Annotated in this window: 14 protein-coding genes; 12 read left to right on the plus strand and 2 right to left on the minus strand. The window is 73.7% G+C overall.

Going from position 1 to position 15,418, the window contains the following annotated elements; translation table 11 throughout:
* The 3 genes from HLB15_RS09835 to dapF all read left to right on the plus strand — a co-directional run.
* Positions 1-184 (plus strand): hypothetical protein (locus HLB15_RS09835; protein WP_171105117.1); only part of this gene is annotated, 184 nt, incomplete at its 5' end.
* 39 nt (positions 185-223) lie between these two features.
* Positions 224-1,222, plus strand: a complete 999-nt coding sequence (gene miaA, locus HLB15_RS09840) for a tRNA (adenosine(37)-N6)-dimethylallyltransferase MiaA (protein ID WP_171105118.1) — start codon at positions 224-226, stop codon at positions 1,220-1,222.
* Positions 1,219-2,184: a diaminopimelate epimerase gene (gene dapF / locus HLB15_RS09845; RefSeq protein ID WP_171105119.1), complete on the plus strand. Its 966-nt coding sequence runs from the start codon at positions 1,219-1,221 to the stop codon at positions 2,182-2,184. The genes miaA and dapF overlap by 4 nt, the downstream gene beginning before the upstream one ends.
* Before the next feature lie 21 nt (positions 2,185-2,205).
* On the opposite strand, the gene HLB15_RS09850 is transcribed toward dapF, so the two are convergent.
* On the minus strand, positions 2,206-2,805 hold the full coding sequence (locus HLB15_RS09850) for a class I SAM-dependent methyltransferase (RefSeq protein ID WP_171105120.1): 600 nt from the start codon (positions 2,803-2,805) through the stop codon (positions 2,206-2,208).
* A 52-nt stretch (positions 2,806-2,857) separates the two neighbouring features.
* On the opposite strand from HLB15_RS09850, the gene HLB15_RS09855 reads away from it, so the two are divergent.
* The 9 genes from HLB15_RS09855 to HLB15_RS09895 all read left to right on the plus strand — a co-directional run bounded on the left by HLB15_RS09855 (position 2,858) and on the right by HLB15_RS09895 (position 14,475).
* Complete coding sequence (locus tag HLB15_RS09855; protein ID WP_171105121.1) at positions 2,858-3,451, plus strand: GNAT family N-acetyltransferase; 594 nt, start codon at positions 2,858-2,860, stop codon at positions 3,449-3,451.
* A gap of 122 nt (positions 3,452-3,573) precedes the next feature.
* Entirely contained in the window at positions 3,574-5,115 is a 1,542-nt protein-coding gene (gene hflX / locus HLB15_RS09860; protein WP_171105122.1) for a GTPase HflX, read from the plus strand.
* Positions 5,116-5,219: 104 nt separating this feature from the next.
* Positions 5,220-6,251, plus strand: a complete 1,032-nt coding sequence (locus tag HLB15_RS09865; protein WP_171105123.1) for a LacI family DNA-binding transcriptional regulator — start codon at positions 5,220-5,222, stop codon at positions 6,249-6,251.
* A gap of 53 nt (positions 6,252-6,304) precedes the next feature.
* Positions 6,305-7,960 (plus strand): glycoside hydrolase family 13 protein, encoded by a 1,656-nt coding sequence (locus tag HLB15_RS09870; RefSeq protein WP_171105124.1) that lies wholly within the window; start codon positions 6,305-6,307, stop codon positions 7,958-7,960.
* Between the two features lie 62 nt (positions 7,961-8,022).
* On the plus strand, positions 8,023-9,393 hold the full coding sequence (locus tag HLB15_RS09875; RefSeq protein ID WP_171105125.1) for an ABC transporter substrate-binding protein: 1,371 nt from the start codon (positions 8,023-8,025) through the stop codon (positions 9,391-9,393).
* 4 nt (positions 9,394-9,397) lie between these two features.
* Entirely contained in the window at positions 9,398-10,369 is a 972-nt protein-coding gene (locus HLB15_RS09880) for a carbohydrate ABC transporter permease (RefSeq protein WP_171105126.1), read from the plus strand.
* Positions 10,369-11,262, plus strand: coding sequence for a carbohydrate ABC transporter permease (locus HLB15_RS09885; protein ID WP_171105127.1), 894 nt, complete (start codon positions 10,369-10,371; stop codon positions 11,260-11,262). Before HLB15_RS09880 ends, HLB15_RS09885 begins: the two co-directional genes overlap by 1 nt.
* Before the next feature lie 87 nt (positions 11,263-11,349).
* Positions 11,350-13,476, plus strand: a complete 2,127-nt coding sequence (locus tag HLB15_RS09890; protein ID WP_373291077.1) for an ATP-dependent DNA helicase — start codon at positions 11,350-11,352, stop codon at positions 13,474-13,476.
* 9 nt (positions 13,477-13,485) lie between these two features.
* The gene (locus HLB15_RS09895; RefSeq protein WP_171105128.1) at positions 13,486-14,475 is read left to right on the plus strand and encodes an L-lactate dehydrogenase; all 990 of its coding nucleotides are present in this window, start codon (positions 13,486-13,488) and stop codon (positions 14,473-14,475) included.
* A 93-nt stretch (positions 14,476-14,568) separates the two neighbouring features.
* Here HLB15_RS09895 and lexA read toward each other — a convergent pair whose 3' ends face one another.
* On the minus strand, positions 14,569-15,384 hold the full coding sequence (gene lexA, locus HLB15_RS09900; protein ID WP_373291076.1) for a transcriptional repressor LexA: 816 nt from the start codon (positions 15,382-15,384) through the stop codon (positions 14,569-14,571).
* Positions 15,385-15,418: the final 34 nt, after the last annotated feature.

Below are 15,418 nucleotides of genomic sequence, written 5' to 3' on the forward strand. Positions count from 1 at the left end.
CCCCGTGCTCGTCGTCGCCGGCGGGGGAGCCCCCGGCAGCCAGGACCGTGGCCCGGCGGCGCTCACGCCCGGCGTGCGGGCGGCGCTGCGCGAGGCCGGCGTCGACCTGGCCGGGGCACGGGTGCTCACCTTCCCGCAGGAGGACGAGTACCTGCCGTCCGCGTACCGTGTCGTCACGGCGTGACGGTTCGTCCCGGGACCGGGCCGACCGTAGGGTGACGGCGTGAGAGTCGTCGCCGTCGTGGGCCCCACCGCCACCGGGAAGTCGGACCTCGCGCTGGACCTGGCCGAGGCGCTGGGCACCGACGCGGCGCCCGCCGAGATCGTCAACGCCGACGCCTACCAGCTCTACCGCGGCATGGACGTCGGTACGGCGAAGGTGCCGCCCGCCGAGCGCCGCGGCATCGCGCACCACCAGCTCGACGTGCTCGACCCGGTGCAGGACGCGTCGGTGGCGCGCTACCAGGAGGCGGCGCGCGCCGACCTGGACGCGATCGCCGGGCGGGGAGCGCGCGCCGTCGTCGTGGGCGGGTCCGGGCTGTACGTGCGCGCGCTGCTCGACCAGATGGACTTCCCCGGTACCGACCCCCAGGTCCGCGCCCGGCTGGAGGCGCGCGCCGAGACGGAGGGCCGGCGCGCCCTGCACGCCGAGCTGGAGCGCCTCGACCCCCAGGCCGCCGAGAGCATCGGCCCCCACAACACGCGCCGCATCGTGCGCGCGCTCGAGGTCATCGAGCTGACCGGCAGGCCCTACACCGCCAACCTGCCGCGCCAGGAGTACGTGCGCCCCGCGGTGCAGATCGGGCTCGACTGCTCGCGCGACGTGCTCGACGCCCGCGTCGCGGCGCGCGTCGACCGCATGTGGGACGCCGGGCTGGTCGACGAGGTCCGCGTGCTCGCGAGCCCCGAGCAGGGCGGGACCGGTCCGGGCCTCGGCGTGACCGCCGCCCGCGCCGTCGGCTACGCCGAGGTGCTCGCCTGGTGGCGCGGGGAGCTCACCGAGCAGGAGGCCCGCGACGCCGTCGTCGCCAACACGCGCAGGCTCGCCCGCAAGCAGATGGGCTGGTTCGGCCGCGACCCGCGCGTGCGGTGGCTCGACGCCGCCTCGCCCCGCCTGCTCGACGAGGCGCTCGCGGTCGTCGCGGCGGCGGACGACGGCACCCTCCCGGAGGCCGGACGGATGTCGGACGACGCGCCGGTGCGCCGTAGCCTGGGATCATGACGCAGCCTGCGACCACCCCGGCGCCCGCAGCCCCCACGGCCGGGACCCTCGCGTTCACCAAGGGCCACGGCACGCACAACGACTTCGTGCTGGTCGCCGACCCGGAGGGTGCCCTCGACCTCCGCCCCGAGCAGGTGCGGCGGCTGGCCGACCGACGCGGCGGCGTGGGCGGCGACGGCGTCATCCGCCTCGCGCCGACCGCGGCGCTCGCCCGCGCGGGCGAGCGGGCCGCGCAGGAGGCTCTCGAGCAGGAGCCGGGCGCGGTGTGGTTCATGGACTACCGCAACGCCGACGGCTCGGTCGCGGAGATGTGCGGGAACGGCGTGCGGGTGTTCGCCGCCTTCGCCGAGCAGCTCGGGCTCGCCGACCTGACCACCGGGCCGCTCAGCCTCGGCACGCGCGCCGGCGTCAAGCGCGTCACCAAGGAGCCGGGCGGCTGGTACGCCGTCGACATGGGCGCGTGGTTCCTGCCCGCCGGTGACGTGGCGGTCGCCCAGGGGTACGACGCCGCGGTCGCCGTCCGCGGGTGGTCGCAGCCGCGCCCGGCGCTCAGCGTCGACCTCGGCAACCCGCACACCGTGGTCGCCCTGTCGAGCGTCGAGGAGCTCGACGGCCTCGACCTCGGGCGCGCGCCCGAGGTCGCGCCGGTACCGCCGCACGGCACGAACGTCGAGCTCGTGGTGCCGCTGGGCGAGGAGGACGGCCCCGACGGGCCCGTCGGGCGCCTGCGCATGCGCGTGCACGAGCGCGGGGTGGGCGAGACGCCGTCGTGCGGTACGGGTGCGTGCGCCGCGGCGCTCGCGGTGCGCACCTGGCAGGGCGGATCGTCCGGCGCGGGCGCGCCGGACACGTGGCGCGTGGAGGTCCCGGGCGGCGAGGTCCGCGTGCGGGTGCTCGACGGCGGCACGGTCGAGCTGGCCGGCCCCGCCGAGCTGGTCTACTCGGGCGAGCTCACGCTCTGACACGCGGTGGGGCGGCCGGCGTCAGGCGCCCACCCGCAGCACCCGGAACCCCTTGGACGACGCCTCGCGCTCGACCGGCAGGCCGAGCGCCTCGGTGATCCAGCGTGCGAGCGAGTCCGAGCCGAGGTTCTTCTGGACCACGAGCCACGCCGCGCCGCCGTCGGCCAGGCGCGGCAGCCAGCGCGTGAGCAGGGCGTGCAGCGCCTCCTTGCCCACGCGGATCGGCGGGTTGGACCAGCACGCGGCGAAGGCGACGTCGTCGGGCACGTCGTCGGGCAGGACCGCGCGGACGTTCGACAGGCCGAGCCGCTCCGCGTTGCGGCGCACGAGGTCGAGCGCGCGCTCGTTGACGTCGACGGCCCACACCGTCGCCGCGGGCGCCTCCAGCGCGAGGGTCAGCGCGATCGGCCCCCACCCGCACCCCAGGTCGAGCAGGTGGCCCGACGGCGGCGGCTCCGGCACCCGGTCGAGCAGCACCGCCGTGCCCTTGTCGAGGCCGCCGGGCGAGAAGACGCCCGCCGCCACCTCGACGTCCACGTCCCGCCCCGCGAGGCGGACGGTGCGGACGCGGCGCTCGTCGTCCGAGGCGGGCTGGGCCGTGAAGTAGTGGTCGGTGGGCACCGGAGAATCGTAGGCGCTTGCCGCGGGGTGCGGCCGGTGCTAGCCATGGCGCATGGAGATGCGCACGCGGGTCGTGCCCGCGACCCCGGAGGCCTGGGACGACGTGCAGACGGTGTTCGGCCTGCGCGGTGGCACCCACCACTGCCAGTGCCAGCGCATCCGCCTCGGCGACGGCGCGTGGTGGCACCTCTCGGTCGAGGAGCGGGCGCACCACCTGCGCGAGCAGCTCGACGTCGGGCCCGGGCTGACGTCGGGAGCCCTGCTCGGGTACCTCGGCGAGGAGCCGGTGGGCTGGGTCGCCGTCGCGCCGCGCACCGAGTTCGTGCGCTACCGCGGCAGCCAGGTGCCGTGGGCGGGCCGGGCCGAGGACAAGGACGACGCCGGCGTGTGGGCCGTCACGTGCTTCGCGGTCCGGGCGGGGTTCCGCAGGCAGGGACTGATGTACGACCTGGCTGCCGCGGCCGTCGAGCACGCGCGCGAGCAGGGGGCGCGTGCCGTCGAGGGGTACCCGATCGTGCCGGCGCCGGGCCAGGAGATCGCCTGGGGCGAGGTGAACGTCGGCACGCCGGGACCGTTCGCCGCGGCAGGGCTGACCGAGGTCAGCCGGCCGACCAGGCGCCGGCGCGTGATGCGGCGGGAGCTCTGAGCCCCGCACCGGACGGAGAAACACACCCGGAAACACATGGCCGCGGGACTTTGTGGCGTGGGATCCTTGTTGTACCTCGTGGTTGGGATCAGTACCAGCCACCACCGAGAGTCAGGAACTACATGACCCACACCCCGACAGAGCCCGAGCTCCCTGAGCAGGAGACGCCCGAACTCAGCGAGTCGCAGGCGCAGGCGCAGGCGATCGCGAACGATGTCGTGGCACGGGTTCTCGCTCGGGCGGGGACCGCACGTGCCGACGGCGAGACCGTGCACACCGACGCCGACGGCGACCAGCTCGACCTCGAGGAGCGCACCGCGCTGCGGCGCGTCGTCGGCCTCTCGACGGAGCTCGAGGACGTCACGGAGGTCGAGTACCGGCAGCTGCGCCTGGAGAAGGTCGTGCTCGTCGGCCTGTACGCAGGCGGCGAGCGGGCCGCGCAGGAGGCGGAGATCTCGCTGCGCGAGCTCGCCGCGCTCGCGGAGACCGCGGGCTCGCAGGTGCTCGACGGCCTGCTGCAGCGCAGGCAGAAGCCGGATCCCGGCACCTACCTGGGCTCGGGCAAGGCGCAGGAGCTGGCGCAGGTCGTGCTGGCCACCGGCGCCGACACCGTGGTCGTGGACAGCGAGCTCGCCCCGTCCCAGCGCCGCGCGCTGGAGGACGTGGTGAAGGTCAAGGTCGTCGACCGGACCGCGCTGATCCTCGACATCTTCGCCCAGCACGCCAAGTCCCGTGAGGGCAAGGCCCAGGTCGAGCTCGCGCAGCTCGAGTACCTCCTGCCGCGCCTGCGCGGCTGGGGTGAGTCGATGTCCCGCCAGGCCGGTGGCCAGGTGGGCGGCGCGGGTGCGGGCATGGGCTCGCGCGGTCCCGGCGAGACGAAGATCGAGCTCGACCGGCGTCGCATCCGCAACCGGATGGCCAAGCTGCGGCGTGAGATCGCCGCGATGAAGCCGGCGCGCGAGACCAAGCGCCTGAGCCGCCGGCGCAACGCGATCCCCGCGGTGGCGATCGCCGGGTACACCAACGCCGGCAAGTCGTCGCTGCTCAACGCGCTGACCGGTGCGGGAGTGCTCGTCGAGAACGCCCTGTTCGCGACGCTGGACCCGACGGTCCGGCGCACCCGCACGGAGGACGGCCGCGTGTACACGCTGGCCGACACGGTCGGGTTCGTGCGGCACCTGCCGCACCAGCTCGTGGAGGCGTTCCGGTCCACGCTGGAGGAGGTCGGCGACGCCGACATCCTGCTGCACGTGGTCGACGCCTCTCACCCGGACCCCGAGGGCCAGATCGCGGCGGTGCGCGAGGTGCTGTCCGAGATCCCCGCGTTCGAGGACGTCCACGAGATCGTGGTGCTCAACAAGGCGGACGTCGCCGACCCCACGGTCGTGGGGCGGATCCAGCGCCGCGAGCGGCACACCGCCGTCGTCTCCGCGCACTCGGGCGAGGGCATCGCCGAGCTGCGCGCGCGGATCGCGGCCGAGCTGCCGCGCCCGGGCGTCCAGGTCGACCTGGTGGTCCCGTACGACCGGGGCGACCTGGTGCACCGCGTGCACGAGCACGGCGACATCGAGCTCACCGAGCACGTCGCGACGGGCACCCACGTGCGCGGGCGCGTCGACGAGCAGCTCGCCACCGAGCTGCACAAGGTGGCCGTGGCCTCGTGACCCTGGCCTGACCACGTCAGGCACCCGCCGACCAGACGCAAGCCGTTTGCGTGACTGTGCAAGTCATGCAAGCGGCTTGCGTTGTTCGTGGCTAGGATCGACCCATGTCGAGACGGCTTTCGGATGTGGCGAAGAAGGTGGGCGTGAGCGAGGCGACGGTCAGTCGCGTGCTCAACGGCAAGCCCGGGGTGTCCCAGGGCACGCGGGACGCGGTGCTCACCGCCCTGGACGTGCTGGGCTACGAGCGGCCCACCAAGCTGCGCGGCAGCCGCGGCCGGCTGGTGGGCCTCGTGCTGCCCGAGCTGGTGAACCCGATCTTCCCGGCGTTCGCCGAGGTGATCGGGGGAGCGCTGGCCCAGCAGGGGTACACCCCTGTGCTGTGCACGCGGACGGCCGGCGGCATCACCGAGGCCGAGTACATCGACCTGCTGCTCCAGCAGCAGGTGTCCGGGGTGATCTTCGCGGGCGGCTTCTACGCCGAGCGCGAGGCCGACCACGCGCACTACCGCCGGCTCGAGGAGCTCGGCCTGCCCGTCGTGCTCATCAACGCGGCGATCGAGGACCTGTCGTTCCCGAGCGTGGCGTGCGACGACCTCGTCGCGATGGAGCAGGCGCTCGGCCACGTGGTGTCGCTGGGCCACGAGCGCGTCGGGCTGCTGCTGGGCCCGGCCGACCACGTGCCGTCGGAGCGCAAGCTGGCGGCCGCCCGGCGGTTCGCCGAGCGCGCGGGCCTGGAGCTCGACCCCGACCTCGTGGTGCACTCGCAGTACTCCCTGGAGAGCGGTCAGGCCGCGGCCAACCGCCTGGTCGAGCGGGGTGCCACGGCGATCGTGTGCGCGAGCGACCCGCTGGCCCTCGGGGCGATCCGCGCGGTGCGCCGCGTCGGGCTGACCTGCCCGGGCGACGTGTCCGTCGTCGGCTTCGACGACTCGGCGCTCATGAACTCCACCGACCCGGCGCTGACCACCGTGCGGCAGCCGATCGAGCCCATGGGCCGCGCCGCCGTCGACCTGCTGGCCGCCCTCGTGGACGGCAGCGACGTGCCGCGCGACGAGCTGCTCTTCGAGCCCGAGCTGGTCGTCCGTGCGTCGACGGCCGCTGCGCGGGTGCGGGCGAAGTCTGTCGCAAAACGATAAACCTTCTGTCGAGTTCTTGCGCGGGCGTTGTCGTGTGACTTACGGTTCACGGCATGACGACGATGTCCGCGCCCGGCGCACCCCGGCCCGCCTCCTCCGACTGGTGGCGGAGCGCCGTGATCTACCAGGTCTACCCCCGCAGCTTCGCCGACGGGAACGGTGACGGCACCGGCGACCTCGCCGGCGTCCGCTCGCGGCTCGGCTACCTGCGCGACCTCGGCGTGGACGCCATCTGGTACACGCCCTGGTACGCCTCGCCCCTGGCCGACGGCGGGTACGACGTGCGCGACTACCGCACGATCGACCCGGCGTTCGGCACCCTCGAGGACGCCGAGGCGCTCATCGCCGAGGCCCGCGAGGCAGGCATCCGCACGATCGTCGACGTCGTGCCGAACCACATCTCCTCCGAGCACGAGTGGTTCCGCGCGGCGCTCGCGGCGGGTCCCGGCTCGCCCGAGCGGGAGCGGTTCTGGTTCCACGACGGCAAGGGCGCCGGCGGCGCCGAGATGCCGACGCGCTGGGTGTCGAGCTTCCAGGGCGACACGTGGACCCGCACGACGAACCCCGACGGCACGCCCGGGCAGTGGTACCTGCACCTGTTCACGCCCGAGCAGCCCGACGTCAACTGGAACCACCCCGACGTGCGGCGCGAGCACGAGGACGTGCTGCGGTTCTGGTTCGACCGCGGTGCCGCGGGCATCCGCATCGACTCCGCCGCGCTCATCGTCAAGGACCCCGGTCTGCCCGAGGTGCCCGAGGCGCCCGGCCCGGGGGAGCACCCCCACCTGGACCGCGACGAGATCCACGACATCTACCGCTCCTGGCGCCGTGTCGCCGACGCGTACGACGAGCCGCGCGTCCTCGTCGGCGAGGTGTGGCTCGCCGACCACGAGCGGTTCGCGCAGTACCTGCGCCCCGACGAGATGCACACGGCGTTCAACTTCGACTTCATGGCCCGGCCGTGGGACGCCAAGGAGCTGCGGGAGTCGATCCGCACCACGCTCGAGGCGCACGCCCCCGTGGGCGCCCCGGCGACCTGGGTGCTCTCCAACCACGACATCACGCGGCCCGTGACACGCTACGGCCGCGAGGACTCGTCCTTCGACTTCGCGGCCAAGCGCTTCGGCACGCCGACCGACCTCGAGCTGGGCCGACGGCGGGCGCGGGCGGCCGCGCTCCTGGTCGCCGCTCTGCCCGGCGCCCTGTACGTGTACCAGGGCGACGAGCTCGGCCTGCCCGAGGCGGACGTGCCGCGCGAGGCCATCCAGGACCCGATGCACTTCCGCTCCGGCGGCGTCGACCCCGGACGCGACGGCTGCCGTGTGCCCCTGCCGTGGGCGCGCACCGGTTCCAGCCTCGGCTTCGGCCCCGACGGCGGCGCCGACCCCTGGCTGCCGCAGCCCGCCGCGTGGGCCGACCTGTCCGTGGAGGCGCAGGACGGCGACCCGGCCTCCATGCTGACCCTCTACCGCCGCACCCTGCACCTGCGCCGCGACCTGCCCGCGCTGCACACCGCCCCGCTGACGTGGCTCGACCACGGCGGGGACGACGTGCTCGCCTTCACGCGTGGCGACCGCTTCGCGTGCGTCGTCAACCTCGGCACCGAGCCCGTTCCCCTGCCCGCCGGCGCCACGGTGCTCCTGGCGAGCGGCCCCGCCGACGGCGTGGTGGGGCCCGACACCGCCGTCTGGCTCGAGACGGCGCACTGACCCAACCGACCTGATCCCTTCCCTCACGTGCCGCCCCAGTGGCACCAGACCAAGGAGTGACAATGAAGTCAGCACGCAGCCGCGCGGCGTTCGCCCTGGTGGGCGTCCTGTCCGTCGGGACACTGACGGCCTGCGGGTCGTCGTCCGAGGCGTCGGACGACCCGACCGGCCCCGTGACCATCGAGGTCGCGATCGACGCCGGCCTGGAGCAGGCGGCCGTCGACGCGTTCGACGAGCGCATCGCGCAGTTCGAGGAGGCCAACCCGGACATCCAGGTCGAGACGAAGGAGTTCACCTGGTCCGGCACGACGTTCGCGGCCGAGCTCGCGGGCGGCACCCTCCCCGACGTCTTCCCGATCCCGTTCACGGACGGCCGCGGGCTCATCGAGGCCGGCCAGATCGCCGACATCAGCGACCTCGTGGCCGAGCTGCCCTACGCGGACGACTTCAACCCGACGATCGCCGCGGCGGGTCAGGCCGCCGACGGCGGCATGTGGGCCGTGCCGATCGCCGCGTACAACCAGGGCCTGCACTACAACCGCCAGCTCTTCGAGGAGGCCGGCCTCGACCCCGACGACCCGCCCGCCACCTGGGACGAGGTCCGCGAGGCCGCCGAGGCCATCGCCGAGAAGACCGGCCAGGCCGGTTACGCGCACATGACGCAGAGCAACACCGGCGGCTGGATCCTGACCACCGAGACCTACGCGCTCGGCGGCCGCATCCTCGAGGGGGAGGGCGAGGACGTCACCGCCACGGTCGACAACCCGGCGACCGTCCAGGCCCTGGAGATGCTCCACGACATGCGGTGGGAGGACGACTCCATGGGCTCCAGCTTCCTGTACGACTGGGGCACCATCAACCAGGACTTCGCCGCGGGCAAGATCGGCATGTACATCTCGGGCGGCGCCAACTACCCGAACCTGTTCACCCAGAACCAGATGAACCCCGACGAGTACGGCGTCACCGTGCTGCCCCTCGAGGGCGACGACGCCGGCACGCTCGGCGGCGGCACCCTGGCGGCCGTGAGCTCGGCGGCGTCGGAGGCCGAGCAGGCCGCCGCGGTGAAGTGGATCGACTTCTACTACATCTCCAAGCTGACCGACCAGGAGGCCGCTGTCGCCGAGGCCGAGGTCGCGGCCGAGACCGACCAGCCGGTCGGCGCCCCCGCCCTGCCGATCTTCGACCGCGAGACCTACGAGGAGCAGCAGAGCTGGATCGAGGAGTACGTCAACGTCCCGCTGGAGAACTTCGCGCCGATGACGGAGCAGATGTTCGACCAGCCGGTCGTCCCCGAGCCGCCCGTCGCGACCCAGGACGTCTACGCGGCGCTCGACCCGGTGGTCCAGGCCGTGCTCACGGACGAGGACGCGGACATCGAGGCGCTGCTCGCCGACGCCCAGGTCCAGGTCCAGATCCTGATCGACCGCGCCTGAGGCGATGACCACCCTGACCGGCCCTGTGCGGGCGACGACGGCGGCCACCCCGCCGTCGTCGCCCCCGACCCGCCGGCGTGCCCGCCGCACGCCCGCGGGCTGGCTGCGCGACGGCGGCCTGAGCACCCTGGTCATCGCGCTGCCGATGATCCTCGTGTTCGGGGTCTTCTCCTGGTTCCCGATCGGCCGGGCGCTGATCATGAGCGTCCAGCAGACCAACCTCGTCACGGCCCCCGAGTTCGTCGGGCTGGAGAACTTCGCGTTCGTCCTGTCCGACCCGCTGCTCGGCAAGGCCGTGGCCAACACCCTCTGGTTCGCGCTGCTCGCGCTCGTGTTCGGCTACCCGGTACCCCTGGCCGCCGCCGTCCTCATGAGCGAGGTCAAGCGGATGCGCGGGCTCTACTCGGCGCTCGCGTACCTGCCGGTCGTCGTGCCGCCCGTCGTGGCGGTGCTGCTGTGGAAGTTCTTCTACGACGCCTCGCCGACCGGCGTGTTCAACGTGGTCGCCGGCTGGTTCGGCCTCGGGCCCTTCCCCTGGCTGCAGGACGCGACCAGCGCCATGCCCTCGCTCGTGCTCGAGGCCACCTGGGCGGCGGCGGGCGGCACGGTCATCATCTACCTCGCCGCGCTCGTCGGGGTGCGCACCGAGCTCTACGAGGCCGCGGAGGTCGACGGCGCGGGCGTGTGGCGCAAGATCTGGCACGTCACGCTGCCGCAGCTGCGCGGCGTCCTGTTCATCACCCTGATCCTGCAGGTCATCGGCACGTCGCAGGTGTTCCTCGAACCCTTCCTGTTCACCGGCGGCGGGCCCAACAACGCGACCCTGACGATCCTCATGCTCATCTACGACTACGCGTTCGGCAGCAGCCTCGGCGGCAACTACGGCGCCGCGACGGCCCTGAGCCTCATGCTCGCGGGTGTCCTGGCCGTGCTGTCGGCGATCTACTTCCGCGTCACCCGACCCTGGAGCTCCTGATGGCAGCAGCAGACACCGCCGAGCGCGGCATCGTCTCCGCGCACGACCGGCGCCGCCCGGCCGTGCGAGCCACCCTCGGGGTGCTCCAGGGCGGCCTCCTGGCCGGCCTGCTCCTGGTCGGCCTCGGCCCGATCCTCTGGCTCGCCAAGGCGGCCGTGACCCCCACCCAGGACACGCTGCGCAACCCGCTCGCGCTCTTCCCGAACGGTGTCGACTGGGCCAACCTCGTCACCGCGTGGACCCGGGCCGAGATCGACCACTTCTTCCTCAACACGCTGATCGTCGCGGCCGGGGCCTGGTTCTTCCAGCTCCTCGTCGCCACGACCGGTGGTTACGTGCTGTCCGTGCTGCGGCCCCGGTACGGCGGGATCATCCTCGGGCTGGTGCTCGCCACGCTGTTCGTGCCGTCCGTCGTGCTGCTCGTGCCGCTGTACCTGACCATCCTCGACGTGCCGCTCGCGCACATCAGCCTGCTCAACACCTTCTGGGCGGTCTGGCTGCCCATGGCCGCCAGCGCGTTCAACGTGCTGATCGTCAAGCGGTTCTTCGACAGCCTGCCCCGCGAGGTCTTCGAGGCCGCCCGGGTCGACGGCGCGGGCCCGTTCCGGCTGCTCTGGAGCGTCGTGCTGCCGATGTCGAAGCCGATCCTCGGCGTCGTCTCGGTGTTCGCGGTCATCGCGGCCTGGAAGGACTACCTCTGGCCGATGCTCGTGCTGCCCGACCCGGAGAACCAGCCGCTGTCCGTGCGCCTGCCCGCCATCGCGCCGTACCTCGAGCTCGACGTGTTCCTCGCGGCGCTCGCGATCTCCACGGTGCTCCCGGTCGCGTTGTTCCTGGCGTTCCAGCGGCTGTTCCTCAGCGGGGCGGGGCTGGGCGGGGCGGTGAAGGGGTAGGCCCGGGCCGCTCGGGTCCGGCACCTCGGCGCGGGGTGCCGACCCCGGGCGCGCACCGGGCGCCGGGCTGTGGAGGCGGCGGGGTGGATGTCGGAGGCCCGGCCTAGGATCGAGGGCGTGACCAGCCTTCCCGACGCACCCGCCGACAGCACCGACACACCGACCGGAACGGCCGAGATCCCCGAGGTGGGCGAGCTCCTCGACCTCGCGGTCGGCGAGCTGGGCGGCGGTCGCAGAGACGGCCAGCGGCAGATGGCGGAGGCGGTCGCGCACGCGATCGACACGGGCGAGCACCTGCTGGTCCAGGCGGGCACCGGCACGGGCAAGTCGCTCGGCTACCTCGTGCCGGCGGTGCGTCACGCGGTGGCGGCGCAGAGCAAGGTCGTGGTCTCGACGGCGACGCTCGCGCTGCAGCGCCAGGTCATCACGCGGGACCTGCCGCTCGTGGCGAAGGCGGTGGCTCCGCTGCTGCCGCGCGAGCCGCGCATCGCGCTGCTCAAGGGGTGGCACAACTACCTGTGCGTGCACAAGATCGGCGGCGGGTACCCGGCGGACGAGCCGACCCTGTTCGACCTGCCCGGCGGTGAGGACCACCCCCGCACCGAGGACGCCTCGGGCACGGGTGCCGGTGGGGGCGGGGCCTCGCGCCGCCGCGACGCCGGGGTCTCGCTCGCCGACCACGTGCGACGTCTGCACGAGTGGGCGGCCGAGACCGACTCGGGCGACCGCGACGACCTGGTGCCCGGCGTGCCGGACCGCGCGTGGCGGCAGGTGTCCGTCACGGCGATGGAGTGCCTGGGCGGCCGGTGCCCCATGCTCGCCGAGTGCTTCCCGGACAAGGCGCGCACCACGGCACGCGAGGCGGACGTCGTGGTGACCAACCACGCGATGCTCGGCATCGCGGCGACCGGCAGCCCGGGCGTGCTCCCGGAGCACGACGTCGTCGTGGTCGACGAGGCGCACGAGCTCACCGACCGGGTGACGTCGTCGGCCACGGTGGACCTGTCCATGGCGTCGGTGGAGAACGCGGCGCGACTGGCCCGCCGCAACGGCGGGGTCACCACCGAGGCGCTCGACAAGGCCGCGCAGGACCTCGGCACGCTGCTCGTGACCGCGCCGGCCGAGCGGTTCCCGTCGGGCCTCCCGGACGACCTGCGCACGGCGGTGGCCGCGGTGCGCGACGCCGCGCGCGAGGTGCTCAGCGCGCTCAAGCCCGACCCGTCCGGCGCCAGGAACAAGGACGCCGGTCAGCCGGACGCCGGGCTGAAGATGGCCCAGGGCGCCATGCTGCAGCTCTTCGAGACGGCCGAGCGCATGGCGGCGCAGGACACGACGGCCGACGTGCTGTGGTGCTCACGGCCCGACAACGGCTGGGGCGGGTTCGGGGACAACGTGACCCGGCTGCACGCCGCGCCGCTGCACGTCGCGGGCCTGATCCGCACGCACCTGCTGGGGGAGGCGACCGGCGTGTTCACGTCGGCCACCCTCGCGCTGGGCGGCACGTTCGACCCCGTGGCGGGCACGATCGGCCTGAAGGGCGAGGACGCCCCGTCGTGGCGCGGGCTCGACGTCGGCAGCCCGTTCGACTACGCCCGCCAGGGCATCCTGTACGTCGCGCGGCACCTGCCCGCGCCCGGTCGCGAGCCCACGACCGAGGCCCAGCTCGACGAGATCGCGGAGCTCATCTCGGCGGCGGGCGGGCGCACGCTGGGTCTGTTCTCGTCGCGACGGGCCGCGAACGCGGTGGCGGAGGCGATGCGCGAGCGGCTCGACGTGCCGATCCTCGCGCAGGGCGACGACCAGCTGCCGACCCTGGTGCGCGAGTTCGCCGAGGACCCGGCCACGTGCCTGTTCGGCACGCTGTCGCTGTGGCAGGGCGTGGACGTGCCCGGGCCGTCGTGCCAGCTCGTGCTCATCGACCGCATCCCGTTCCCGAGGCCGGACGATCCGGTCAAGGCGGCGCGCGCCCGGGCGGTGGAGCAGGCGGGCGGCAACGGCTTCATGGCCGTCTCCGCGCAGCACGCCGCGCTGCTCCTGGCGCAGGGCGCCGGGCGGCTGGTGCGCAGCACGGCCGACCGGGGAGTGGTGGCGGTGCTCGACCCGCGGCTCGCGACCGCGCGGTACTCGTCGTTCCTCACCCGGTCGATGCCGGGCTTCTGGCCCACGACCGACTCGTCGCTCGTCCGCGCCGCGCTGGCCCGGCTCGACACCTAGCCTGAAGGCATGGCAGCCGACACCGCTCACCCGTCCGGTCCGTCCGCACCGGGGCGGACCAGCAAGCTCGCGATCGTGGGCGCGGGGGCCGTCGGCTCCACGCTGGCCTTCGCCGCGCTCACCCGCGGGTCGGCGCGCAGCATCGCGCTGCACGACGTGAACCGGGCCAAGGTCGAGGCCGAGGTGCTCGACCTGCGGCACGGCCTCATGTTCACGTCGCCCGCGCACGTCACCGGGTCGGACGACGTCGCCGTCTGCGCGGACGCCGACGTCGTGGTGGTCACCGCCGGGGCCAAGCAGAAGCCCGGCCAGACCAGGCTCGACCTCGCCGAGGGGACGATCGGCCTGATGCGGCAGATCCTGCCCGGCCTCGTCGACGTCGCGCCGGACGCGGTCTACCTCATGGTGACCAACCCGGTGGACGTCGTGACCTACGCGGCGCTGCAGATCTCCGGCCTGCCGCGCGAGCGGCTGTTCGGCAGCGGCACGGTGCTGGACTCGTCGCGGCTGCGCGCGGTGCTGGCGGAGCGCTGCGGGGTGGCGGTGGGCAACGTGCACGCGTACATCGCGGGGGAGCACGGCGACTCCGAGATCGCGCTGTGGAGCTCGGCGTCGATCGGCGGCGTGCCGCTCCTGGACTGGGTCCCGCTGGACGGCCGAGCGCCGCTGGACGCCGCCGTCCGTGAGGAGGTGCACCGGGAGGTGGTCGACTCCGCCTACCGGATCATCGCGGGCAAGGGCGCCACCAACTATGCGGTGGGGCTCGCCGCGACGCGGATCATCGAGGCCGTGCTCAAGGACGAGGGGCGCATCATGCCGGTCTCGTCGCTGCTGGACGGCTACCACGGCATCGGCGACGTCTGCCTGTCGGTGCCGTCGCTCGTGGACCGGCGGGGCGTCACGGGCACGCTGCCCGTCCCGATGTCGGACGACGAGCTCGCCGGGCTGCGCGCGTCCGCCGCGAGCGTGCGCGGCGTGCTGCAGCGGTTCGGCTTCTGAGGCGGGCGGCGCGCTCGCGGCCCGGACGCCGCCGGCCGGGTCCCGGACGACGTGGCGTCCCGGACCCGGCCGGTGGACAAGGACTGACGGGAGCTACAGGCTGCGCAGCACCGCGACGACGCGACCGAGGATCTGGGCCTCGTCGCCGGGGATCGGCTCGTACGCCGGGTTCTGCGGCAGCAGCAGCACGTGGCCGTCGGTCTGCTTGAACGTCTTGACCGTGGCCTCGCCGTCGATCATCGCGGCGACGATCTCGCCCTGCTCGGCGACGTTCTGCTGGCGGACGACGACCCAGTCGCCGTCGCAGATCGCGGCGTCGACCATCGAGTCACCCTGGACCTTGAGCAGGAACAGCTCGCCGTCACCGACCAGCTGGCGCGGCAGCGGGAAGACGTCCTCGACGACCTGCTCGGCCAGGATCGGCCCACCGGCGGCGATGCGGCCGACCAGCGGCACGAACGACGGCGGCGGCGTGCCCGCGTCGTCCGGCACGGAGCTGCCCCAGTGGATCTGGCCGTTGCGGCGCGGCTCGGGCCAGTGGATCTCGCCCCGGCTCGGCTTCTCGACCTGCTCGGCCAGCGGCTCGACGAGCTCCATGGCGCGCGGCCGGTTGGGGTCGCGGCGCAGGAACCCCTTCTTCTCGAGCATCTGGAGCTGGTGCTTGACGCTCGAGGGGCTCGCGAGGCCGACGGCCTCACCGATCTCGCGCATCGACGGCGGGTAGCCCCGGGTCTCGAAGGACTGCCGGATCGTGTCGAGCACGAGGCGCTGCCGCTCGGTGAGGCGGTCCGCCGGCGAGATCGCGTGCACGTCGGCGACCGCCTCGTCGCCCGGCGCGTCCAGCGTGGCGACGCCGGAGAGTGCCGTGTCGACGGCTCTCGTGTCGCTGGTCTCGTCCCGTCCCGTCATGCCCGTGCCCCTCCCGTTCAGACAAATGTTCTCC

It is taken from the genome of Promicromonospora citrea (assembly GCF_013004695.1).
GTDB lineage: Bacteria > Actinomycetota > Actinomycetes > Actinomycetales > Cellulomonadaceae > Promicromonospora > Promicromonospora citrea.

Excerpts from the sequence above, each read along its gene's own strand:
- HLB15_RS09855 (WP_171105121.1), top strand. The coding sequence starts at position 2,858 with ATGGAGATGCGCACGCGGGTCGTGCCCGCGACCCCGGAGGCCTGGGAC.
- HLB15_RS09880 (WP_171105126.1), top strand. The coding sequence starts at position 9,398 with ATGACCACCCTGACCGGCCCTGTGCGGGCGACGACGGCGGCCACCCCG.
- lexA (WP_373291076.1), bottom strand. The coding sequence starts at position 15,384 with ATGACGGGACGGGACGAGACCAGCGACACGAGAGCCGTCGACACGGCA.
- HLB15_RS09885 (WP_171105127.1), top strand. The coding sequence starts at position 10,369 with ATGGCAGCAGCAGACACCGCCGAGCGCGGCATCGTCTCCGCGCACGAC.
- hflX (WP_171105122.1), top strand. The coding sequence starts at position 3,574 with ATGACCCACACCCCGACAGAGCCCGAGCTCCCTGAGCAGGAGACGCCC.
- dapF (WP_171105119.1), top strand. The coding sequence starts at position 1,219 with ATGACGCAGCCTGCGACCACCCCGGCGCCCGCAGCCCCCACGGCCGGG.
- HLB15_RS09895 (WP_171105128.1), top strand. The coding sequence starts at position 13,486 with ATGGCAGCCGACACCGCTCACCCGTCCGGTCCGTCCGCACCGGGGCGG.
- HLB15_RS09890 (WP_373291077.1), top strand. The coding sequence starts at position 11,350 with ATGTCGGAGGCCCGGCCTAGGATCGAGGGCGTGACCAGCCTTCCCGAC.
- HLB15_RS09875 (WP_171105125.1), top strand. The coding sequence starts at position 8,023 with ATGAAGTCAGCACGCAGCCGCGCGGCGTTCGCCCTGGTGGGCGTCCTG.
- HLB15_RS09870 (WP_171105124.1), top strand. The coding sequence starts at position 6,305 with ATGACGACGATGTCCGCGCCCGGCGCACCCCGGCCCGCCTCCTCCGAC.
- HLB15_RS09865 (WP_171105123.1), top strand. The coding sequence starts at position 5,220 with ATGTCGAGACGGCTTTCGGATGTGGCGAAGAAGGTGGGCGTGAGCGAG.